This window comes from Amycolatopsis sp. cmx-8-4 (assembly GCF_046548675.1).
In the GTDB taxonomy this organism is placed as follows: Bacteria; Actinomycetota; Actinomycetes; order Mycobacteriales; family Pseudonocardiaceae; genus Amycolatopsis.
The window spans coordinates 1-20,187 of the sequence record NZ_JAEBDZ010000003.1; the positions used below are offsets into that span (position 1 = coordinate 1).

General features: G+C 70.4%; 20 protein-coding genes and 1 tRNA gene. 12 read left to right on the forward strand and 9 right to left on the reverse strand.

Translation table 11 applies throughout. From position 1 onward, the window contains the following. Window positions 1–305: 305 nt before the first annotated feature. Together ACLJQZ_RS06020 and ACLJQZ_RS06025 are read left to right on the forward strand one after the other, a co-directional pair. Window positions 306–1,190: a hypothetical protein gene (locus tag ACLJQZ_RS06020; RefSeq protein ID WP_410619075.1), complete on the forward strand. Its 885-nt coding sequence runs from the start codon at window positions 306–308 to the stop codon at window positions 1,188–1,190. Beyond that, complete coding sequence (locus ACLJQZ_RS06025; protein WP_410619076.1) at window positions 1,159–1,515, forward strand: tyrosine-type recombinase/integrase; 357 nt, start codon at window positions 1,159–1,161, stop codon at window positions 1,513–1,515. Before ACLJQZ_RS06020 ends, ACLJQZ_RS06025 begins: the two co-directional genes overlap by 32 nt. 453 nt (window positions 1,516–1,968) lie before the next feature. Here the strand turns inward: ACLJQZ_RS06025 and ACLJQZ_RS06030 are convergent. Then, window positions 1,969–2,041 (reverse strand) — tRNA-Lys (locus ACLJQZ_RS06030). 108 nt (window positions 2,042–2,149) lie between these two features. Here ACLJQZ_RS06030 and ACLJQZ_RS06035 point away from each other — a divergent pair. After that, window positions 2,150–2,695, forward strand: coding sequence for an AAA family ATPase (locus ACLJQZ_RS06035; RefSeq protein ID WP_410619077.1), 546 nt, complete (start codon window positions 2,150–2,152; stop codon window positions 2,693–2,695). 18 nt (window positions 2,696–2,713) lie between these two features. On the opposite strand, the gene ACLJQZ_RS06040 is transcribed toward ACLJQZ_RS06035, so the two are convergent. After that, window positions 2,714–3,562, reverse strand: a complete 849-nt coding sequence (locus ACLJQZ_RS06040) for a hypothetical protein (RefSeq protein WP_410619078.1) — start codon at window positions 3,560–3,562, stop codon at window positions 2,714–2,716. A 210-nt stretch (window positions 3,563–3,772) separates the two neighbouring features. On the opposite strand from ACLJQZ_RS06040, the gene ACLJQZ_RS06045 reads away from it, so the two are divergent. Then, window positions 3,773–4,306, forward strand: a complete 534-nt coding sequence (locus tag ACLJQZ_RS06045; protein ID WP_410619080.1) for a DinB family protein — start codon at window positions 3,773–3,775, stop codon at window positions 4,304–4,306. On the opposite strand, the gene ACLJQZ_RS06050 is transcribed toward ACLJQZ_RS06045, so the two are convergent. Then, window positions 4,307–4,939 carry a TMEM175 family protein gene (locus ACLJQZ_RS06050; RefSeq protein WP_410619081.1) on the reverse strand — a complete coding sequence of 211 codons (633 nt, stop codon included), beginning with the start codon at window positions 4,937–4,939 and terminating at the stop codon, window positions 4,307–4,309. A gap of 242 nt (window positions 4,940–5,181) precedes the next feature. Between ACLJQZ_RS06050 and ACLJQZ_RS06055 the strand changes: the two genes are divergently transcribed. Together ACLJQZ_RS06055 and ACLJQZ_RS06060 are read left to right on the forward strand one after the other, a co-directional pair. Continuing rightward, window positions 5,182–6,816 carry an adenylosuccinate lyase family protein gene (locus tag ACLJQZ_RS06055; protein ID WP_410619082.1) on the forward strand — a complete coding sequence of 545 codons (1,635 nt, stop codon included), beginning with the start codon at window positions 5,182–5,184 and terminating at the stop codon, window positions 6,814–6,816. 161 nt (window positions 6,817–6,977) lie between these two features. Continuing rightward, window positions 6,978–7,973, forward strand: a complete 996-nt coding sequence (locus ACLJQZ_RS06060) for an SCO0930 family lipoprotein (protein ID WP_247060090.1) — start codon at window positions 6,978–6,980, stop codon at window positions 7,971–7,973. An 18-nt stretch (window positions 7,974–7,991) separates the two neighbouring features. Here ACLJQZ_RS06060 and ACLJQZ_RS06065 read toward each other — a convergent pair whose 3' ends face one another. The 3 genes from ACLJQZ_RS06065 to ACLJQZ_RS06075 form a co-directional block, all read right to left on the reverse strand. Then, a complete protein-coding gene (locus ACLJQZ_RS06065; RefSeq protein WP_410619083.1) occupies window positions 7,992–8,684 on the reverse strand; it encodes a DUF4383 domain-containing protein in 693 nt (230 codons plus the stop codon). Between the two features lie 167 nt (window positions 8,685–8,851). Then, complete coding sequence (locus ACLJQZ_RS06070) at window positions 8,852–10,060, reverse strand: alpha/beta hydrolase (RefSeq protein WP_410619084.1); 1,209 nt, start codon at window positions 10,058–10,060, stop codon at window positions 8,852–8,854. Between the two features lie 147 nt (window positions 10,061–10,207). After that, on the reverse strand, window positions 10,208–11,170 hold the full coding sequence (locus ACLJQZ_RS06075; RefSeq protein ID WP_410619085.1) for an alpha/beta hydrolase: 963 nt from the start codon (window positions 11,168–11,170) through the stop codon (window positions 10,208–10,210). Between the two features lie 159 nt (window positions 11,171–11,329). Here ACLJQZ_RS06075 and ACLJQZ_RS06080 point away from each other — a divergent pair, with 159 nt between their 5' ends. The 3 genes from ACLJQZ_RS06080 to ACLJQZ_RS06090 all read left to right on the forward strand — a co-directional run bounded on the left by ACLJQZ_RS06080 (window position 11,330) and on the right by ACLJQZ_RS06090 (window position 13,235). Next, window positions 11,330–11,788 (forward strand): MarR family winged helix-turn-helix transcriptional regulator, encoded by a 459-nt coding sequence (locus ACLJQZ_RS06080; RefSeq protein WP_410619086.1) that lies wholly within the window; start codon window positions 11,330–11,332, stop codon window positions 11,786–11,788. Window positions 11,789–11,843: 55 nt separating this feature from the next. Next, window positions 11,844–12,686, forward strand: coding sequence for an SAM-dependent methyltransferase (locus tag ACLJQZ_RS06085; protein ID WP_410619087.1), 843 nt, complete (start codon window positions 11,844–11,846; stop codon window positions 12,684–12,686). A gap of 84 nt (window positions 12,687–12,770) precedes the next feature. Further along, window positions 12,771–13,235 carry a hypothetical protein gene (locus tag ACLJQZ_RS06090; protein ID WP_410619089.1) on the forward strand — a complete coding sequence of 155 codons (465 nt, stop codon included), beginning with the start codon at window positions 12,771–12,773 and terminating at the stop codon, window positions 13,233–13,235. Here ACLJQZ_RS06090 and ACLJQZ_RS06095 read toward each other — a convergent pair. Further along, the gene (locus ACLJQZ_RS06095; RefSeq protein WP_410619090.1) at window positions 13,232–14,161 is read right to left on the reverse strand and encodes a patatin family protein; all 930 of its coding nucleotides are present in this window, start codon (window positions 14,159–14,161) and stop codon (window positions 13,232–13,234) included. The two genes, ACLJQZ_RS06090 and ACLJQZ_RS06095, sit on opposite strands and share 4 nt — an antisense overlap. A 127-nt stretch (window positions 14,162–14,288) precedes the next feature. On the opposite strand from ACLJQZ_RS06095, the gene ACLJQZ_RS06100 reads away from it, so the two are divergent. From ACLJQZ_RS06100 to ACLJQZ_RS06110, 3 genes are read left to right on the forward strand one after another with little or no spacing between them, the layout of a single operon-like run. Beyond that, window positions 14,289–14,831, forward strand: coding sequence for a PadR family transcriptional regulator (locus ACLJQZ_RS06100; protein ID WP_410619091.1), 543 nt, complete (start codon window positions 14,289–14,291; stop codon window positions 14,829–14,831). After that, window positions 14,831–16,843, forward strand: coding sequence for an FAD-dependent oxidoreductase (locus tag ACLJQZ_RS06105; protein ID WP_410619092.1), 2,013 nt, complete (start codon window positions 14,831–14,833; stop codon window positions 16,841–16,843). Before ACLJQZ_RS06100 ends, ACLJQZ_RS06105 begins: the two co-directional genes overlap by 1 nt. 26 nt (window positions 16,844–16,869) lie before the next feature. Then, window positions 16,870–17,847: a prephenate dehydrogenase gene (locus ACLJQZ_RS06110; RefSeq protein WP_326945709.1), complete on the forward strand. Its 978-nt coding sequence runs from the start codon at window positions 16,870–16,872 to the stop codon at window positions 17,845–17,847. Between the two features lie 63 nt (window positions 17,848–17,910). Here the strand turns inward: ACLJQZ_RS06110 and ACLJQZ_RS06115 are convergent, their stop codons facing one another. Then, window positions 17,911–18,135, reverse strand: coding sequence for an antitoxin (locus ACLJQZ_RS06115; RefSeq protein WP_410619093.1), 225 nt, complete (start codon window positions 18,133–18,135; stop codon window positions 17,911–17,913). A 23-nt stretch (window positions 18,136–18,158) separates the two neighbouring features. Continuing rightward, on the reverse strand, window positions 18,159–20,126 hold the full coding sequence (locus tag ACLJQZ_RS06120; RefSeq protein WP_410619095.1) for an FUSC family protein: 1,968 nt from the start codon (window positions 20,124–20,126) through the stop codon (window positions 18,159–18,161). Window positions 20,127–20,187 lie beyond the last annotated feature (61 nt).

Sequence of the window (20,187 nt, forward strand, 5' to 3'; positions counted from 1 at the left end):
GCGCCCGGTGGACGATGCGGTGGAAGCCAGTGATCAACGCGTTCGCCATCACGTTCGGTGACCGCTGGCCGGGAGCCGAGACCTACTGATCAACAACGCCGGAAACACCGATCACGGGATAGACCCCACCGCCACAGCGGCCTGCGAGGGCGCAGTAACGGGTCGTCTTGTGAATGAGGTGTATGACCATGACATCGGGTGATGGAGTGTTCAAGCGATGTGGGTGCCGGTGTCCGGTGACGGGGAGGCAGCTGGGTGCGCGTTGCCACCGGTTGGGTGAGCCGAGGCATGGGTCGTGGTGGTTTGTGGTCGAAGGGTTGCGTGCTCCGGACGGGTCTCGTTCGCGGGCGCGTCGCGGTGGCTACGCCTCGGAGGAGGCCGCGAGAGCCGCCCGGCAACAAGTCGCGGCGACGGCCAAGGGCATCGGGCTGACGACCGGTCACTGGCTGGAGCACTGGATCCGCACCGTCCGGCTGCGTCCCAGGACGCGCCGGTCCTACCGGCAGCATGTCCTTACATACCTGATTCCACAGCTGGGCGAGCTGCCGTTGGTGACACTCGGCGTGAGCGACGTGCAGAAGGCGTTCACTGCGATCGCGGCCGGGAGCGGGTCCCCGTATGGACAGCTGGCGCCGTCGACGGTGACGCGCGTCCGGGCGACGTTGAGTTCTGCCCTGACCACCGCGGTCGGTCTCGGGCTGCTGGCGCACAACCCGGCACGAGGTCGGGAGATCGAGCTCCCGGAAGCGGCGCCGCCACGGCCGTATGTGTGGACCGAGGAACGAGTGGCACGCTGGCGGTCAACCGGATGGCGTCCAGGACCAGTGTCCGTGTGGACGCGAGAACAGACGATCGAGTTCCTCAACGCCATAACCGGACACAAGCGCTACCTGTACTACCACCTCGTGGCCGTCACCGGCCTGCGCCGCGGCGAAGCCGCCGCCTTGCGCGAGGTCGACGTGGACCTGCGACACAACGAGCTGTTCGTCATCACCGGGCCGGACCCCGAGGAGCAGGAGGACGATGACGGAAAATTGAAGAGCCGCCGCAGCACACGGACCATCGCTCTTGACCATGTCACCGCCGGCTTGGTGCGGCGCTGCCGGACTCCCTGCAGGACCAAGCGGAGAGCGGTACCTGTTCACCACACCCAGCGGGATGCCCTGCCGGCGCGATCTGTTCACCCATGAGTTCGAGGACCTGCTGGTCGAGCGCACGAACCTGCCGCCGATCCGGCTACACGACCTCCGTCACGGCGCGGCCTCACTGTCCCTAGCCGCCGGCAACGACCTCAAGAGCATCCAGGAGATGCTCGGACACGCCTCGATGTCCTTCACCGCCGACTACTACGTCTCCCTCTATCCCAGCACGCGCCACCAGGCCGCCGAGAAGATCGGAACGTCCCTGTTCGCGGCACCGTCCGGCCGTCTGCACCGGGCCCGGCTCCCGCTCCACTGCCGACGCGTAGCGGGCAGTGCCACCGAGTGTCGGAACGTGCCGCCCAGTGCCAGCTAGTGCGGGAAACCTGACCCTCGGACGGTAAGTCCGCACGTTCACCCCTTCAACAAGCACCAAAACATCGACCCTGAGCTGGGGAAACGCGGTCACACGGTGGTGGCGGCCCAGCACCAGGGGGCTCCGACGCGTCTCCGTTACGCGCGCCGTGCCGAACCGCTCCGGCACCGCCGGGCCTCACCCACGGACACACCACGCCCGACGAACACAGACGCGGAAACCACGCCCAGAGGGCGCCGACCGCCCATCGCCGCAACGACGATTTCCCCGCAGCAGCAACATAAAACGACCGCTACCGCCAGATCGAACATCCGGGTGCCGACATGTGCGCGCAGGCCAATCTGATCACCGGAACCCGTGACCTCGGCCACACAGCGGGCCACACAGATCCACCCGACCTGCGAAAAGATCGTCAAATCGAACGTTTCCGCAGTTCAGACGCATGATCAACAGTGGGCCGCCTGGGGCTCGAACCCAGAACCTACGGATTAAAAGTCCGCAGCTCTACCAATTGAGCTAACGGCCCGCGCTACCAGCTTAGCCGGGACCTGCGCGGCGGCCCTCCGCGGGTGGATCAGGCCGCCGGGAAGGTCAAGACCGGTCTTGGCCGGCGGCGGTGCCCATGATGGCGTCCATGCCTGACGACGCCGGTTCGCTGCTGATCCTCACCGGGCCGCCCGGGGCCGGGAAGTCCACCGTGGCCCAGTTGGTCGCCGCGGGGGCGGCGCGGCCGACCGTCCACCTGCACACCGACAGCTTCTACGTCTGGATCCGGACCGGGTTCGTGCCGCCGTACCTGCCCGGCGCCGCGCGGCAGAACGAGGTCGTGCTCGGCGTGCTCGCCGACGCCGCCTGTGGCTACGCCCGTGGGGGTTATGACGTCGTCCTCGACGGCGTCGTCGGGCCGTGGGCTCTTCAGCCGTTCCGCGACGCCGTCGAGCGGGACGGTCTGGACCTGTTCTACGTCGTGCTGCGACCGAGTCTGGAAGTGACCCTCGCGCGCGGGACCGCCCGTGAAGGCCGGGAGCTCACCGAGGCCGAGCCCATCAAGGGGATGCACGGCGCGTTCGCCGCGCTGGGTGAGCTCGAGCGGTTCGTGCTGGACACCTCTGAGCACAGCGTCGAGGAGACCGCGTCCGCCGTGCGGCACCGGGGCCGCACGGCGGACTTCGCGCTCTGACGCTCCCTTATGGACGGATCAGCACGTCACGTACAGACCCGTGTACGCCGTGCACTTCTTCGACGCCGTGTCGTTGGCCGTGTTCGGGTCGGCCGGGGTGCTCGCCGCGCGCTGGGCCGTGGCCGTGAACGCGCCCCAGGCGAGGATGCCGCCCTCGGACGTGAACTTGGCCGTCGCCGAGGCGCCCGGGGCCAGGGTGCCGATCGCGCAGCTGAGCGTCGCGCCGGTCTTGGTGCAGCCGGTCGTCGAGATGACCGCGCGGTTCGCACCCGGGTTGACCGTCACGCGGACGCCGGTCGCCGAGGCCGGGCCGGTGTTCGAGGCCGTCACCACGTAGTCGACGCGAGCGAACACGCCGATGCGCGGGGTGGCCGTCAGCGCGACCTTGACGTCGGCCTTCGGCGCCGCCGTGATCGTGACGGCCGGGCCGTCCTCGACGCCGAACGCGTAGTTGTCGCCCGCGAACTGGTGCTGCAGCGTGAACTGGCCGCCGATGGCGTCGTCCTTGACCTTGAAGGTGAACGTCACCGACCCGCTCTCACCCGGGCCCAGGTCACCGACACCGCCGCGGAAGCTGCTGAAGTACGGCCCGCACGGCGCGATCGAACCGGTGCACGACACCAGGTCCACCAGGTCGACGATCGGCGTTTCCTTGGTGTAGACCGCCGCTTTCGCCCCGGTGACCGTGAAGTCGGTCGGGTTGTAGATCTGCTCCGTGACCGTGAACGTGTCGCCGGCGTGGAGATTCGTGTCGCTGACGTCGATCGCGCTGGCGGGCGGGGCCGCGGACGCGACCGCGGGTGCCGCCAGCAGGACCGCCGCGGCCAGCGCGGCCAGAACGGCGGCTCTTCGACCGGTTCGCTCCATAGTTTGTTCTCCTGTTTCCGAACCGAAGGGTGCCGCTCCGACCGGTGGGGACTGGTACCGCGCAGCAGGTGACGAAGATCAGATCGCCGCTCCCGAAGATTCGTTACCGGGTCCGCGAAACCGTGTCTGAACTGGGCTTATCGGCCGTTGCCCGGTCACCGGCCGCCGCCGCGAAGCGAAATTGTCGTACCCCTCTGGCACGCTCCGCACATGACCGAACACATCGTCTACGGCCCGCGGCTCACCGGCGAGCGAGCGGAGCTGACCCAGGTCGCGGGCGAGCTGCAGGCCCTGACCGAGACCGTCGACTACTACCGGCGCACGTTCGAGCTGAAGTGCGCCGGCCTGGCTCCAGCGCAGTTGTCGGAGCGCTCGGTATCGCCGTCGACGCTGTCCCTGCACGGGCTGCTGCGGCACCTCACCGCCGTCGAACGGTGGTGGTTCCGGATCCAGTTCGCGGGCGAGGACGTCCCGAACCTCTACACCTCCGACGACGACCCGGACTTCGAGTTCACCGTGCTGGATGGCGGCGTCGAAGAGGCGTTTGCTTTGTGGCACGCCGAATGCGAGCGGTCACGGGCGATCGTCGCGGCGAGCACAGTGGACTCGACCGGCACCCGGATCAGCACCGGCACGCCGTTCACCTTGCGCTGGCTGATGTTGCGGATGGTCGGCGAGTACGCGCGCCACTGTGGACAAGCCGACTTGATCCGCGAACGGGTCGACGGCGTGACGGGCGAGTGATCAGGCTTTGCGGGACCGAAGGAGGAGACCGGAGACGAGCGGAACGACGATCCAGCAGGCGTAGGCCCACTGCGTGAAGAAAGCGACCGGGATCGACACGGCGAAGGCGGCGATCATCACGCCGGACCCGCGGTAAGTCCTGCCGAAGAGCTCCGGCGGGGTGTCCGTGCGGTACAGGTGGTGACGCTGGATCTGCCAGACCATCAGGAGGAACGCGGTCATCGCGATGACCTGCACGACGGCGTAGAAGACGAAGCGGAATTCGAACGCGCCGTCTTCGCCGATCACCTTCGTGGCGAAGGGCATGATCACCTGCATCAGCAGCCAGCTGAAGCTGATCCTGATCAGGCCGGCGTTCACCGTGGTGACGTGCTCGAACAGGCGATGGTGGGCACGCCAGTGGCCGCCGATGACGGCGAAACTGATCAGGAAGGAGACGTATTCGGACTTGTGATCGCCGAGTGAGCGCAGCAACTCGGTGCCGGTGATGCCCTCCGGCAGCGGCAGCTCGAGCGCGAGCAGGGTGATGGCGATGGCCACGACGGCGTCGGAGAAGAAGACGAGCCGCTCGGCGGCGAACAACCGTTCCTCGGATGCGGCGGCGGTGTCTTCGCCGGATGTGGCGTCACTCATGGACGGAGAGCGTGCCAGACGCGACCGGGTGACAGCGGCGGAGGTCGGCCGACGCGCTCGGCGAGCCACCGTTGCGCTTCCGGATGCCTGTCTGGTGAGGCATGCCTGCGTTCTTCGACTGACTCGCCTCGGTGAGCCCGCTCGCGGCCTCGGCTGACCGGGCCCAGCGAGACGAGGCACGGTCGCGCCGTCGGGTGACTGCTCGGCCGGGCGGGAGGCCGGATGCGTGCGATGCTGGCACTATGACCGTCGACCCCGATTCCGGGCTGCTGTCTCCGGTGCGGGCCGGGACTCCGGCCGAGACGTCGACCGGTGATGAAGCCTGGCTGCGCGCCATGCTCGACGCCGAAGCGGCGCTGGCGAGAGCGCAGGCCCGGCTCGGCACCGTGCCCCCGGCGGCCGCGCATGCGATCACCGAGGCGGCGGGCAGCGCGCGGATCGACGCCGTCGAGCTGGCGCGGGGGTCGCGGGCGACCGCGAACCCGGTCGTCGGGCTGGTCAAGGCGCTGACGTCGGCCGTCGGCGCGAGCGCGCCCGACGCCGCCGAGTACGTGCACCGGGGCTCGACCAGCCAGGACATCTTCGACACCGCGATGATGCTGGTCGCCGACCGGACGCTGCGACCGCTCGCCGACGACCTCGACGCCACGGCGGAAGCGCTGGCCGACCTGGCCCGCGCGCACCGGGACACGGTCATGGCCGGCCGGACGCTGACCGCGCACGCCGTGCCGACGACGTTCGGGCTCAAGGCCGCGGGCTGGCGCCGGCTGGTGCTGGACGCGGCGGCCCGAGTCCGGCGCGTACTGGACGGCGGGCTGCCGGTCTCCCTGGGTGGCGCGGCCGGGACGCTGGCGGCGTACGTCGAGTACTCGCGTCTCGCCGACGCCGAGCGGGCTGGCGCCGGGCGGTCCGACCGCGGGCACGCCGACGCTGTGCGTGCTGACGCGGAGTTGCCGGGCACTGTGCCTGCGGAGGGCGGGTCTGCTGGCGCCGGTGCTGCGGGCACCAAGCCTGCGGGCGTCAGCGCGGCCGACGGTGGGTATGCGGAGCGGCTGACTGCGGCCTTCGCCGAGGAGACCGGGTTGGCCGCACCCGTGCTGCCCTGGCACTCGCTGCGGACGCCCGTCGTGGACCTCGCCGGTGCGCTGGCCTTCACGGCCGGTGCGCTGGGGAAGCTGGCGGTCGACGTCGAGACGCTTACTCGGACCGAGCTGGGCGAAGTCGCTGAGCCGGCCGCAGCTGGGCGGGGTGGGTCTTCCGCGATGCCGCACAAGCGCAACCCCGTGCTGGCGACGTTGATCCGCTCCGCCGCGCTGCAGGTGCCCGTGCTGGCCGCGGGGGTCACGCAGTCGATGCTGGCCGAGGATGAGCGTTCGGCCGGGGTTTGGCATGCCGAGTGGCAGCTCGTCCGGGAGTGTCTGCGGCTGACCGGGGGTGCTGCGTACACGGCCGTCGAACTGGCGCGTGGGTTGACCGTGCAGCCGGATCGGATGCGGGTCAATCTGGCCTCGACGCATGGGCTGATCGTCTCCGAACGACTGTCGGCCGTGCTTGCGCCGCTGCTCGGGAAGGCGACGGCCAAGGAGTTGCTCGGCGAGGCGTCCCAGCGCGCGGTTCGTGAGGACCGGCCGTTGCGCGACGTGCTGGACGAGCTGCCCGCGATCACCGGTGTGCTCACCCCGGCGGCGCTCGACGGCCTCCTCGACCCGGCCGGTTACACCGGCGCGGCGGCCACGCTGGTCGACCGGGCCCTGGGTGACGCGGCCGGCGAAGCAGCGGCCACAACGGCGGGCACCGCGACGGGCGAAGCAGCTGGCCACGCGGCAGACAAGGCCGCGGCCACAACGGCAGACACAGCCGCGGGCCGCGACGCGTAGTAGAGGACCGCACTCGGCCGCGCGGGCGGGCTCATGGTCCCGACCTGCGTCGGAAGGTTCGCGAAAATACTTTGAACCGCCTCCGCGGAGTGTCCGTGTAGTGGGTATCAGGCAGCCGCACCGAGCGGCGGACAATCCCAACGGACACAAGGAGAACTTCCATGCTTCGCACGCGCATCGCCGTCTCCGTCGCCGCTGCGGCAGCCGGGCTGGCAGTGCTCACCGCTTGCTCGGGCGCCGAAACCGCACAGCCCGTCATCGCTCCGGCGGCGGCTGGTGGCACCGGCGGCGGCCAGCTGGGCAACGCGGCCCCGGCGTCGAACGAGTCGAAACTCGTCGTCGCCGATGTCGCCGCTGTGGGACAGGTACTGACCGACCAGAACGGCATGACCCTCTACCGGTTCGACAAGGACACGGCCAAGCCGCCGAAGTCCAATTGCGACGGTGACTGCGCCAAGGCCTGGCCGCCGATGCTGGCCACCGGGGACGTGCAGGTCCAAGGCGTCGACAAGAGCCTCGTCGGGAAGGTGACCCGGACCGACGGGACCGAGCAGATCACCGTCGGCGGGTGGGCGCTCTACCGCTACGCCAAGGACGCCAAGGCCGGTGACGCGACCGGCCAGGGTGTCGGTGGCGCCTGGTACGCCTCGAACGCCAAGGGTGGCAAGGCCGGCCAGCAGGCCGCGACCGGAACCGGGACCGAAGCCGGCGTCGTGAAGCTCAGCGCCACCAAGATCGACGGCCTCGGCGACGCGATCACCGACCAGAACGGCATGACGCTCTACCTGTTCACCAAGGACACCAAGAAGGCCAAGACGTCCGCCTGCAACGGCGACTGCCAGAAGACCTGGCCGCCGGTGCTCTCCAACGGCAAGGTCGAACTGCAGGGCATCGACTCGAAGCTGCTCGGCAGCATCAAGCGCGCGGACGGCACCGAGCAGGTCACCATCGGCGGCTGGCCCGTCTACACCTTCTCGAAGGACCTGAAGCCGGGCGACGCGAACGGCATGGGCGTCAACGGCACCTGGTTCGTCATCGAGCCCGCCGGCTGCAAGCTCGGCACCAACCCCGCGACCGCCGCCACCAGCCAGGCTCCGGCCAGCAGCGGCGGTACGGGGAGCAGCAGCTCCAGCGACTCGGGTGGCTACAGCTACTGACCACCCGAACCCACTGATCTAGTGCGCGAGGCCCGGCGGACGCTCTTCACGAGCGACTTCCGGGCCTTGCTCGTTGCGGTCACGACGCAGGAACGGCCGACGACGACGGGGCGCCTCGGTGTCCGCGACGGCGACGCGGTCGCGGTCGGCGGCGGAACCCTCGACAACCGGGACGCGTTCGGTCACCCGGTCGTTGTCGACGACACGGTCGGTGCGCTGCTCGACGACGGTCGGCTCGTCGACCACCTCGTCTTCCTCGGGCACGAGAATGGTGCGGCGGGCCGGCAGGACGGCGATCAGCAGACCGAGCGCGGCGACACCGAGGTGCAGCCAGGTGTCGGCGGGGCCGAGGTCCATCGGGTTGCCGGCGTTGGCGAAGGGGTTGTTCGAGATGAGGCCGTCGATCATCAGGCCCCACACGAACAGGGCGCCGTAACCGATGAACAGCAGCCAGCCGAACGTCCGGGCGCGGCCCGAACCGAACGCGAGCAGCAGGCCGACCACGCCGGTGACGACGCGGACGAGGCTGGTCAGGGGATTGCCGGAGAACCGCCACAACCCGGCGTCGTGGTGACCGGCGAAGTTCCCGACGCCCGTCCTGGTGAATCCGATGATGCCGACGATGATGAACGCGATCCCGGCCAGTCCGGCCAGTACCTGCGCCGGCTGCAGGCCGCGAACCCGGATGCGTGCGCCTTTCGCGTGAGCCATGACTCCAGTCCTTCCCAGCATGTGGTGACGACTGTCACCGCACCCAGGTACCCCGCGACCACTGTGCGCGAAACGAGGCGAAAACCCCCAGACGTCCGATCACTGGCACCACACCGATGACAACGATGTCGGAAATCGCCGGACCGTCCTCAATGGACGATGAACGGCTACTGGTCGGTGTCGGCGAGCGCGCCGTGCGCGCCCGAACGCGGCAGCGGCCAGGGCTGCACGCCGCCGGTGGTCTCGACCTGTCGGCCGACCGGGCCGGGAGCCGTGCTGTGCGCGCCGATCCACGCGAGGACGTCGGGGATCTGGGACTTGAAGGTGTTCATGTTGTGCCCGGCATCCGGGATCCGCCACGACGAAAACCGCAGTGGCGGCCGGGCCGCGTTACGGATCTGGTCGATCGCAAAGCTTTCGTAGCTCTCCTTGTCGCCCGCGATGGCCAGGATGTCCACCGGCGACGGGTGCAGGCGCACGTTCAGCCGGACGTTGTTGGCGTCGTTGATGTCCTGCCGGCCGTGGAAGAGGTCCTCGGTCTCGGAGTCGACCTGCGCCTTGTCGTACCCGCTGACACTGACCGCCTGTCCGTACCACTGCGGGTGCCGGGTCACGAGGTTCATCGCGCAGTACCCGCCGGACGACCAGCCCGCGATCGTCCAGGCCCGGCGGTCCGGCGCCGCGCCGAGCTTCTGCAGCGCCCAGTCCCGCAGGTCCGCGGTCAGGTACGTGTCGTTCGCGGTGCCGTTGACCTCGTCGACGCATTCGGTGTCGTGGCCGACCTTCGGGACGCCGGTCGGGTCCGGCACGATCACCACGGTCGGGGGCAGCACGCGCTTGCCGATCGCCGCGTCCAGCTGCTCCGGCAGGTGGTAGCCGGCGGTGACGACCTCGGGGCCGGACGGGTAGTTCGGGATCCACTCGACCACCGGGAACTTGAGCTCCTTGAAGCCCGCGTCGAAGTACTGCGGCGGCAGGTAGACGGTGACGTCGCGGGTGATCTTGGTCCGGCGCCCGGTCACCTTCATGTGGACGACCGTGCCCTTGCCCTCACGGGCGTGCGCCACCGCGGTGTCCCGCAGCTTCTCGAGGTCCTCGCCGTTCTGCGCCGCCTCGGCGTCGGTGCCCGGCGCGGAGTAGACGCCGGTGCCGAGCAGCGAGCCGACCGTCGGGAAGAACCCGCCGATCATGTTGCCCGCCATGCCGGTGGAGACGACCAGGAGGACGACCGCGAGCAGGATCGTCGCGCTGCGCCACAGCCGCTTGCGCTTCCAGCGGTCCCAGAACCACGGCACCGCGATGATCGCGAGCAGCGTCAGCACGACCACGATGATCATGTTGACCGGCGAGTCCAGCCGGATGCTGCTCAGGTGCATGGGACGGGTCCTTCCAGGCGGGCAAATCGCGCGCCCGGATTACGGGACTCGCGTATATAGCACGTTTGACCCACCACCTGCGTTGCGGCCCTGTGAGTTCCGTCATAGGGCCGCAACGCGTTGGCCACTCAGCGCTCTCTCAGGAATTCACTTCGCGAAAGCCCGCGACAGCACGGAGATCGCCTGCGTGATCGCGCCTTCGGCGGCGTGCGTCTCGCGCATCGAGTTCACCATCACGAAGTCGTGGATGATCCCCTGGTACCGCACGGCCGTGACGGGCACGCCGGCCTGACGCAGCTTCGCCGCGTACGCCTCGCCTTCGTCGCGAAGGACGTCCGCCTCGCCGGTGATCACGAGGGCCGGCGGCAGCCCGGCGAGCTCCTCGAGGGACGCGCGCAGCGGGGACGCGGTGATCTCCGCGCGCTGGGCCGGGTCCGTCGTGTACTGGTCCCAGAACCACTTCATGCCCTCGCGGGCGAGGAAGTAGCCCTCGGCGAACTCCGTGTACGACCCGGTGTCGAAGTTCGCGTCGGTGACCGGGTAGAACAGCACCTGCTGCAAGAAGGTGACGTCGCCGCGCTGCTTGGCGAGGATGGTGAGCGCCGCGGTCATGTTCCCGCCGACCGAGTCGCCGGCGACGGCGATGCGCGTGGTGTCGAGCCCCTTCTCGGCCCCGTGCTCGGCGACCCACTTCGCCACGGCGTAGCTCTGCTCGATGGCGACCGGGTAGCGCGCCTCCGGCGAGCGGTCGTACTCCGGGAAGACGACGGCCGCGCCGGTCCCGGCGGCCAGCTCGCGCACCAGGCGCTGGTGGGTGTGGAAGTCACCGAAGACCCAGCCCGCGCCGTGAACGTAGACGATCACCGGCAGCGGACCCTCGACACCCGCGGGGCGGACGATCCGGGTCTCGACCTCGCCGGTCGGCCCGCCGGGCACGGTCAGCACCTCGATCTCGGCGTCGGCCATGGCGATCTCGCCGTCCTGCACGCCGTCGACGGCCTTGCGCCCCTCCTCCGGCGGCAGCTGGAACAGGTACGGCGGCTGGTCGGTGGCCTCGGCGAACGCCTGTGCGGCCGGTTCCAGAGCGATGTGGTGCGGATTGGCGGTCATCTCTGCCTCCTCGGGGCGGGTGGAGCAAGCTGATGCCATAAAGGTAGCTCCCAACTGAGTTGTGCACAACTTAATATTGCTCAATGAGATCAGGGGCACTTAAGTTGCCACTCACCACCCGATCGGGGACCATGGAGAGTTACGAGAGAGGAGGCCGCCATGACGGAGAACGGCTCACTGCGGCTGGACGACCAGCTCTGCTTCGGCCTGTACTCGGCGTCCCGCGCGGTGACGTCGCTGTACCGGGTCGTCCTCGCGGAGCTCGACCTGACCTACCCCCAGTACCTCGTGATGCTGGCGCTCTGGGAGCAGGACGACCGCCTGGTCAAGGAGCTCGGCGCCGAGCTGAACCTCGACTCCGGCACGCTGTCGCCGCTACTCAAGCGGCTGCACGCGGCCGGTCTCGTGCTGCGCAACCGGCAGACCGACGACGAGCGCGCGGTCATGGTCAGCCTCAGCGACGCCGGGAAGGCGCTGCGCGACAAGGCCGTCGGCGTCCCGGACGTGATCGGCGACGCGATGGGCCTCGACGAAGCCGGACTCGCCCGGATGCGCGGCGAACTCGACCGTTTGACGGCGTCCGTGAACGCCTATCGGGAGGCGTTGTCCCCGGCGTGATCAACGCGTCCGCTTCGGTGGTTAGCATGGGCCACGAAGCAGGCAGGGGACGCGAATGATCAACCACGACGACGCGCTCAAAGCCGTCGAGAGCAGTCTCGACCGGCCCTCCGCCGCCCGGATCTACGACTACTTCATCGGCGGGAGCACGAACTACGCGATCGACCGCGCGTTCGCCGAGAAGGTCCGCGCCCGGCTGCCGCTGATGGGCGATTACTGCCTGACCAGCCGCCAGTTCCTCGGCCGCGCCGTGCGCGAGTGCGTGCGCGCCGGCATCCGCCAGTTCGTCGACATCGGCTCCGGGCTGCCGACGGCGGGCAACGTGCACGAAGTCGCCGACGAGACGCGCGACGAGCTCGACACCCGCGTGCTCTACATCGACAACGAGCCCATCGCGCTCGCGCACTCGACGCTGCTGCTCGCCGACACCGCCGACCCGGAACGCCACCACGCGATCGCGGCGGACTTCCTGCAGCCCGAAGACCTCTGGGAGCGGGTGGCCGCCTCGGCCATCATCGACGTGCGGCAGCCGATCGCGCTGGTGATCAACGCCGTCATGCACTTCATCAAGGACGACCGGAACCCCGACCGGCTGCTCGCCTTCTACCGCCGGAAGCTCGCCCCCGGGTCGCTGCTGGTGCTGTCGCAGATGACCAACGAGAACCCGGTCAACGACGACGAGCGGCAGGCCCTGATCGACCTGCTCGAGTACTACGAGACCACGACCAACCCGGGGTTCCTGCGGCCGATGGCCGAGTTCGAGCGCTTCTTCGGCGGCTGGCCGATGCTGGCGCCCGGGCTCGTCTACGCGCCGGCGTGGCACCCGGACGACCAGACCGTGTTCGCCGGTTCGCCGTCCGAGTCGCGGGTGATCGGCGGCATCGCCCGCAAGCCCTGATCCACCCGGCTTCCACCCCCGGGTTGACGCTCCGGGGCGCCGGCGCGAGCACCGTGGTGTCCACGCACCGCGGAAGGGACGCTCGTGAACAGCTCGGTCAACATCCTCATCGGACTCGTCGTCGTGGCCTGGATCCTGTGGCGCCAGACGCAGAAGCGCCCGGTCCGGGAGGATCGCAAGCCGACCGTGCTGCTGATCCTGCTGGTGCTCGGGATGCTCCAGCTGAGCGCGTTCTTCAAGTCCGCGTCGTCGTCGCGCCTGGTGATCGGGCTGCTCGTGGGAAGCCTCTTGCTGGCCGCGGGGTTCGGCGTGGTCCGCGGGTACACCGTGCGGCTCTGGCGCCAGGACGGGCAGCTGTTCCGCCAGGGCACCTGGCTCACGATCGTGCTGTGGCTGGCCGGGATCGGTGTCCACATCGGACTCGACGCGCTGATCGACAGCAGCGCGAAGGGCCTGGGCAGCGCGTCGATCCTGCTCTACCTGGCCGTTTCGCTGGGCACGCAGCGGCTGGTCGTCCAGTCCCGCGCCAATCACGCCGTACGCGTCTAGGACGCTTCGCGCAGGCCCTCCAGGACGTCGAGGACCGCGCTCTGGCCCAGGTCGACGGCCTTGCGCAGCACCTCGGGATCGCGTTCCAGCACCGCCACGTCCGGTGCGCCCATCGGCGGCCGGACGCTGAGGATGCGCGGGTCGGTCGCGAGGATCTCCTCGTCCTCGACGTCGCGGCGGTAGGTGTCGTGCCAGGCGGTGATCGTGCCCGGCGCTTGGCGGCGCAGGAACCGCGGCACGACGACGTCCTGCACCCGCGGCGGCCGGACCGGCAGCTCGTCCATGCGACGGGTGCGCAGCACCAGCACATCCGTGGCGTCCTGGGCGAGTGCGGTGCGGAACGGGATCGGCTCGGCCACCCCGGCGTCGACGAACCGGCGCCCGGCCATCGGGATCGGCGGCCCGGCCAGCACCGGCATGCAGGACGACGCCGCGAGCGCGACCTTGATCGCGTCGACGTCGTCGATGAACGGGTGCAGGTCGGTGGACTCGCCGGTGTCGGCGTCGGTGGCCAGCGGGTGGAACGTCACCGGGTTGGCCAGGATCGCCGGGAAGTCCATCGGCTCCAGCACCGAATAGACCTGGTGGACGAGGTATTCGAGGTCGATCACCGCGCGGCCGCGCAGGGTGTGCAGCGGGTTGATGATCCGCCGCATGACGACCGGGTTCCACCAGGTCCGCACGCCGGTCGAGGAGCGGCCGCAGAGCAGCCAGGCGCCGTTCAGCGCGCCGGCCGACGAGCCGTAGACGGCGTCGAACGCGGGCGTGACGCCCAGTTCGTCCAGCGCCAGGACCATGCCGCTCGAGTAGGTGCCGCGGCTGCTTCCGCCCTCGATGGCCAGCGCGAGGCGCCGGCCGTCGGTGCGTTCGCCCGGGACACTGCCGGTCGCCAGCCGTTCGGAGATCAGTTCGAGTACCGGGTGCACTCCTCCCATCCTGGTCTTTTACGCAGATTCGTCGACCCGTTTTGTGAACAACGCTGCGCCTCACCCGGGTGAGTGAAGTGACGGGCACCTCGTTGCACTGCAACTCGTTGCATAGCACCCTCGGGGGATGGCACTGGAGCACGCGATCCTCGTTTCGCTGTCCGAGCGCGCCGGCTCGGGCTACGAGCTGACGCGCCGGTTCGAGAAGTCGATCGGGCTCTTCTGGAGCGCCACCCACCAGCAGATCTACCGCGTGCTGAAGCGGATGGAAGAGGCCGGCTGGGTGGCTGTCGACGTCGTCGCGCAGTCCGGGCGGCCGGACAAGAAGGTCTACACGGTCGGCGAAGGCGGACGCGCCGAACTCGTCCGCTGGCTGGGCGAACCGGACCCGTCGGCCGGGCCCGTCGAACTCGCGGTGAAGATCCGCGGCGCGAGCTTCGGGGATCCCGGCGCCGTCGCCGCGGAGATCGTCCGGCACCGTGCCGCGCACGCCGAACGCCTCGACGTCTACCGCCAGATCGAGAAGCGCGACTTCCCCGCTCCGGCCGGTCTCGAAGGCAGGCACCTGCACCAGTACCTGGTCCTGCGCGGCGGCATCCGCGTCGAGGAGGGCCAGGTCGAGTGGTTCGACGAAGTTCTCGCTGCTCTCCACCACGAGAAGGACGCGTGATGACCGACTACCCGAACTTGCTGGCTCCGCTGGACCTCGGCTTCACGACGTTGCGCAACCGCGTGATCATGGGGTCGATGCACACCGGCCTGGAAGACAAGGCCGCGCACTTCCCCGAGCTGGCCGAGTACTACGCCGAGCGCGCCCGCGGTGGGGTCGGGCTGATCGTCACCGGCGGGTTCGCGCCGAACCGCACCGGCTGGCTGCTGCCGCTCGCCTCGAAGCTGACGACGGCCGCCGAGGCGCGCGAGCACCGGCAGCTCACCGCGCCGGTGCACGAGGCCGGCGGCAAGATCGCGCTGCAGATCCTGCACGCGGGCCGCTACGCCTACCACCCGCTGAGCGTCTCCGCGTCGAGCCGCAAGGCGCCGATCAACCCGTTCCGGCCACGCGCGCTGACCGGCTACGGCGTACGTCAGCAGATCCGCGCCTTCGCCGACTGCGCCGCTCTCGCGCGCGAAGCGGGCTACGACGGCGTCGAGATCATGGGCTCCGAGGGCTACCTGATCAACCAGTTCCTGGCCGAGCGCACCAACAAGCGCACCGACGCCTGGGGCGGCACGGCCGAGAAGCGCCGCCGGTTCGCCGTCGAGATCGTGCGCCGGACGCGCGAGAAGGTCGGCGACGACTTCGTCATCATCTACCGGCTTTCGATGCTGGACCTGGTGCCCGGCGGCCAGCCCTGGGAGGACGTCGTCGCGCTCGCGAAGGACGTCGAAGCCGCCGGGGCGACGATCATCAACACCGGCATCGGCTGGCACGAGGCCCGCGTGCCGACGATCGTCACGTCGGTGCCGCGCGCCGCGTTCACCTGGGTCACCGGGAAGCTCAAGCCGCACGTCGGGATCCCGGTGGTGACGTCGAACCGGATCAACATGCCGCAGGTCGCCGAGGAGGCCCTGGCCCGTGGCGACGCCGATCTGGTGTCGATGGCCCGGCCGTTCCTCGCCGACCCGGAGTGGATCCGGAAGGCCGAGAGCGGCCGCGAGGACGAGATCAACACCTGCATCGCCTGCAACCAGGCCTGCCTCGACCACGCCTTCAAGCGCAAGCTCGTGTCCTGCATGGTGAACCCGCGCGCGGGCCACGAGACGACGTTGACGCTCGCCCCGACGCGGCGCGTCAAGCACATCGCCGTCGTCGGCGCCGGGCCCGCCGGGCTGTCGTCCGCCACCGCGCTCGCCGAGCGCGGCCACCGCGTCGAACTGTTCGAGGCGGACGACGAGATCGGCGGCCAGTTCGGCATCGCGCGGAAGATCCCCGGCAAGGAGGAGTTCGCCGAGACGATCCGCTACTACCAGCGGCGGCTCGAGGTGACCGGCGTGAAGCTGCACCTCGGCACGCGGGTCACCGCGGCGGACCTGAGTGACTTCGACGAGGTCGTGGTGGCCACCGGTGTCGCGCCGCGGGTGCCGTCGCTGCCCGGCATCGATCACCCGAAGGTGCTGTCCTACGTCGATGTCGTCCGGCACGGGAAGCCGGTCGGCGACCGGGTCGCGGTGATCGGCGCGGGCGGAATCGGCGTCGACGTCAGCGAGTTCCTCACGCACCTCGGCTCCCCCGCGCTCGACCTCGACGCGTGGATGACCGAATGGGGCGTCACCGATCCCGAGCACGCGCCCGGCGGGCTCGCCGAGCCGAAGCCCGAGCCGTCGCCGCGGCAGGTCTACCTGCTGCAGCGCAAGAAGTCCGGGATCGGTTCCGGGCTCGGCAAGACGTCCGGCTGGGTGCACCGCGCCGCGCTGAAGGCGAAGGGTGTCGAACGGATCCCCGGCGTCACCTACGACCGCATCGACGAGGCCGGTCTGCACATCACCGTGGCCGGCGAAGCGCGGCTGCTGGAAGTCGACACGGTCGTCGTCTGCGCCGGTCAGGAGCCCGTGCGCGCACTGGCTGACGAGCTGCGGGACCACGGGCGGCCGGTGCACCTGATCGGCGGCGCCGACGTCGCCGCCGAACTCGACGCGAAACGCGCGATCGACCAGGGCACGCGGCTCGCGGCCGCGCTGTAGCCCGGGAGGCGTCCGGCACTGGCAGGATGAACCCCGTGCGAGACGTATGCGTGATCGGGCTCGGGCTGATCGGCGGTTCGCTGCTGCGCGCGGCGGCCGCGAGCGGCCGCACGGCGTGGGGAGCGGCGGTTTCCGAAGTGGACGCCGACGCGGCGAGCAGAGCGGGGTTCGACGTCACCACCGACGTCGAGGCCGCGCTGCACCGGGCCGCCGCCGACGACGCGCTGGTCGTGCTGGCCGTGCCGCTGCCGGCCGTCGAAGACCTGCTGCGCCTGGTCGCCCAGCACGCGTCGCACTGCCTGCTCACCGACGTCACCAGCGTCAAGGCGCCGGTGCTCGACGCCGTCCGCCGCCGGGTGCCGTACACGCGCTACGTCGGCGGGCACCCGATGGCCGGGACGTCCCACTCGGGCTGGCTCGCCAGCGACGCCGCGCTGTTCCGGGGCGCCGCGTGGGTGGTCGGCGTCGAAGACGACACGGACCTCGAAGCCTGGGCCGAGGTGGCGCAGCTGGTGCTCGACCTCGGCGCGCACGTCGTGCCGCTGCCCGCGGAGTCGCACGACGAAGCCGTCGCGCGGATCTCCCACCTGCCGCACCTGCTCGCCGCGATCCTCGCCACCATCGGCGCCGAAGGCGGTCCGCTGGCGATGTCGCTCGCGGCCGGCTCCTACCGCGACGGGACGCGCGTCGCCGGGTCGAACCCGCACCTCGTGCGCGCGATGACCGAGGGCAACCGGGACGCGCTGCTCCCGATCGTCGACGAAGCCCTCGGCCGGCTCGGCGCCGCGCGCGGTTCGCTGGCCTCGACCGGCGGCCTGGCGGCGACGATCAACGCCGGGCACGAAGGCGCGCAAGCGCTTGCGGCCGGCTTGGACGCCGAGCGGGCCGGCGTGCGGATCAGCCTGGCCGCCCCGGACGCGCGGGACGGCCTGATCGCGCTCGGCGAGCGCGGCGGCCGGATCACCGGCCTCGCGGACGGCGTCGCGACCGGCGAAGTCCAGTAAAAGCCGTGAAGGACTCCTTACCGGCCTTAAGAGCCGGGAAGGAGTCCTTCACGGCTTTCAGGACTACGGCTGGGTCGGCGGGGCGGGCGGCGGGTTGTCCGGGGTGTTGTCGAACTTGTTGAGGAAGTCCTTCGCCTTCTCGACGCCGCCGTCGATCTGCGAGTCGTGGCCGGCGAACTTCGACTTCGCGAAGTCGGCCGCCTTGTCGAGGCCCTGCTCGATCTTGTCGTTGTGCTCCCGCAAGGCGTCTTCGGCCTTGCCCTTCAACGCGTCGAAGTCGATTCCCATGAGTGCATTGAACAGCACTCGTGTCACGTACGCCTGTGGTAGGGCAAAAACCGCCTGACCAGCCGCAACGGCGTGTGTTCGACCAGGTCCGGCCCGCGCACCGCGTCGAACGCCGACTCCAGCTGATCGACCACGCCGGCCAGCTGCTCGCTGTCGGGCAGCGGCACCGATGCCGGCGCCCGCTGCTCGCGGATCGACGCCGCCAGCTCCTCGATCGCGGTGGTGATCAGCTCGACGTCGGCCGGGGCCGGGGGTGGCACGCCCCGCCCGATCGTGACGCCGACCTCGGTGACGGCGTCCGCGACGCGTTCCTGCGCGGCGATCACCGGCCACCACGCCACCGCCTGGCGGCCGTTGGCGGACGGCTCGACGACGACCTGCTGGAACGCCGTCCGCAGGTCGGCCAGGGCCCGGTACGCGCCGCGCCGGGCCCGGGACCGCGCCAGCCGCGCGTCACCTGACGACGCCTCGACCAGCGCGCACTCGACGTACTTCGCGACGGCGTCCAGCCCGTCGGCCAGCCGGCCGCCGACCTGGGGGCGACGGCTGCCCGGCCACAGCAGGTACCCGAAGACGAGCACGATCACGCAGCCCAGCACCGTGTCGACCAGCCGGGCCACGACGACGTTCCAGCTCGCGGTGTTCGCCAAATCCATCTGCAGGATGATCAACGGCGTGACGAACGCGCTGAGGATGCCGTAGTTGCGCACCTTCCCGACCGCGACACCGCCGGCGAAGATCGCGATCAGCGCCACCAGGATCCAGCCGCGCCCGCCCGCGGCCAGCACGGCGGCGCCGATCCCGACGCCGACGACCGTGCCGATCCCGCGCAGCACCGCACGGCCGAACACCGAGCCGAAGTCCGGCTTCAGCACGATGCCGACGGTCAGGGTGAGCCAGTACGACCGCTCCAGCGGCACGAGCAGGCCGACGACCTCGGCGATCGCGACGCACAGCGTCAGCCGCAGGGCGGCGATCCAGGTCAGCGGGCCGGACGCGAGCGAGCCCGCCCACGTGCGCAGGCGCCGGTACCAGGGGACCTGCTCCCGGCGCTTCCGGTCGTCGCCCTTGCCGATCCGGACCAGCCCGGCGTACAGCGCCGCCAGCAGCGGGTCGGCGTCGTCGTCGGGCTCCGGCGGCGCCTCCGGCAGCGGCTGGCTCGCCAGCACCGCGGCCGACAGCGCGACGAAGTGGTCGATGACGTCGCCGGACACCCGGCGGCCGGCGTTGACCAGCGCCACCGACGCCTCGACCGCGGGGGTCGTCGCCGAGAGCAGGTTGAGCAGCTGCCGGTAGGCGGCGTCGCGGCCGGACAGCCACGAGCGCGCGGTGAGCAGCTGGTCGTAGGCGGTGTTCATGGTCGTGGTCAGCCGGTGGCGGGCCACCCGCGAGACGGCTTCGTCGGTCGCCGAGAGCATCGCGGCCAGCTCGACGTAGACGTGCGCGACGGCGCCGCGTTCGGCGCTGGTCGCGCGGACCGTCCAGGTGACGAGCGCGACCAGCAGGCTCCACGCGGCGCCGACGCAGAAGTAGCCGAGCAGGACCTCGACGCGCACACCGGTCGCGTGCTGGCCGGTGCCGAGCACGCAGAACACGAACATCTGCAGCCCGGCGACCGAGGCGTTGCTGCCGGCCGCGCTGATCAGCGCGGACACCGCGGCGACCAGGATCACCGCGGGCACGGACAGCGCCGGCGTGCCGCCGGTCAGCAGGCCGACGACGTACCCGGCGGTCGCGGCGAGCGTCGCGCCGCCCAGGCGGCGCGCGCGGTAGCGGTACGGGCCGGCGGACTCGGACAGCACGGCGGGCAGGGCGCCGGTCGAGATCAGGGCGCCGACGGCGATGTCGCCCGCCGCGAAGCCCACGGCCAGCGGGACGGCGAGGGCGAGCACGGCCCGGGCGACCATGTTCCAGGGCACCGGGACCGGCTTGCTCCGCAGCAGCTGGACGAGCCAGTGCGGCGCGGCGATGTCGGGACGCGGCGTGCTCACGCCCCCATCTTGACCTACGCTGCCGGGAACGCTTAATTATCAACCTGTCAACAACGTGGGA

Coding starts and splice junctions, on each gene's coding strand:
- ACLJQZ_RS06025 (WP_410619076.1), top strand. CDS start 1,159: ATGCCCTGCCGGCGCGATCTGTTCACCCATGAGTTCGAGGACCTGCTG.
- ACLJQZ_RS06035 (WP_410619077.1), top strand. CDS start 2,150: ATGCCTGACGACGCCGGTTCGCTGCTGATCCTCACCGGGCCGCCCGGG.
- ACLJQZ_RS06040 (WP_410619078.1), bottom strand. CDS start 3,562: ATGGAGCGAACCGGTCGAAGAGCCGCCGTTCTGGCCGCGCTGGCCGCG.
- ACLJQZ_RS06045 (WP_410619080.1), top strand. CDS start 3,773: ATGACCGAACACATCGTCTACGGCCCGCGGCTCACCGGCGAGCGAGCG.
- ACLJQZ_RS06050 (WP_410619081.1), bottom strand. CDS start 4,939: ATGAGTGACGCCACATCCGGCGAAGACACCGCCGCCGCATCCGAGGAA.
- ACLJQZ_RS06055 (WP_410619082.1), top strand. CDS start 5,182: ATGACCGTCGACCCCGATTCCGGGCTGCTGTCTCCGGTGCGGGCCGGG.
- ACLJQZ_RS06060 (WP_247060090.1), top strand. CDS start 6,978: ATGCTTCGCACGCGCATCGCCGTCTCCGTCGCCGCTGCGGCAGCCGGG.
- ACLJQZ_RS06065 (WP_410619083.1), bottom strand. CDS start 8,684: ATGGCTCACGCGAAAGGCGCACGCATCCGGGTTCGCGGCCTGCAGCCG.
- ACLJQZ_RS06070 (WP_410619084.1), bottom strand. CDS start 10,060: ATGCACCTGAGCAGCATCCGGCTGGACTCGCCGGTCAACATGATCATC.
- ACLJQZ_RS06075 (WP_410619085.1), bottom strand. CDS start 11,170: ATGACCGCCAATCCGCACCACATCGCTCTGGAACCGGCCGCACAGGCG.
- ACLJQZ_RS06080 (WP_410619086.1), top strand. CDS start 11,330: ATGACGGAGAACGGCTCACTGCGGCTGGACGACCAGCTCTGCTTCGGC.
- ACLJQZ_RS06085 (WP_410619087.1), top strand. CDS start 11,844: ATGATCAACCACGACGACGCGCTCAAAGCCGTCGAGAGCAGTCTCGAC.
- ACLJQZ_RS06100 (WP_410619091.1), top strand. CDS start 14,289: ATGGCACTGGAGCACGCGATCCTCGTTTCGCTGTCCGAGCGCGCCGGC.
- ACLJQZ_RS06105 (WP_410619092.1), top strand. CDS start 14,831: ATGACCGACTACCCGAACTTGCTGGCTCCGCTGGACCTCGGCTTCACG.
- ACLJQZ_RS06110 (WP_326945709.1), top strand. CDS start 16,870: ATGAACCCCGTGCGAGACGTATGCGTGATCGGGCTCGGGCTGATCGGC.
- ACLJQZ_RS06115 (WP_410619093.1), bottom strand. CDS start 18,135: ATGGGAATCGACTTCGACGCGTTGAAGGGCAAGGCCGAAGACGCCTTG.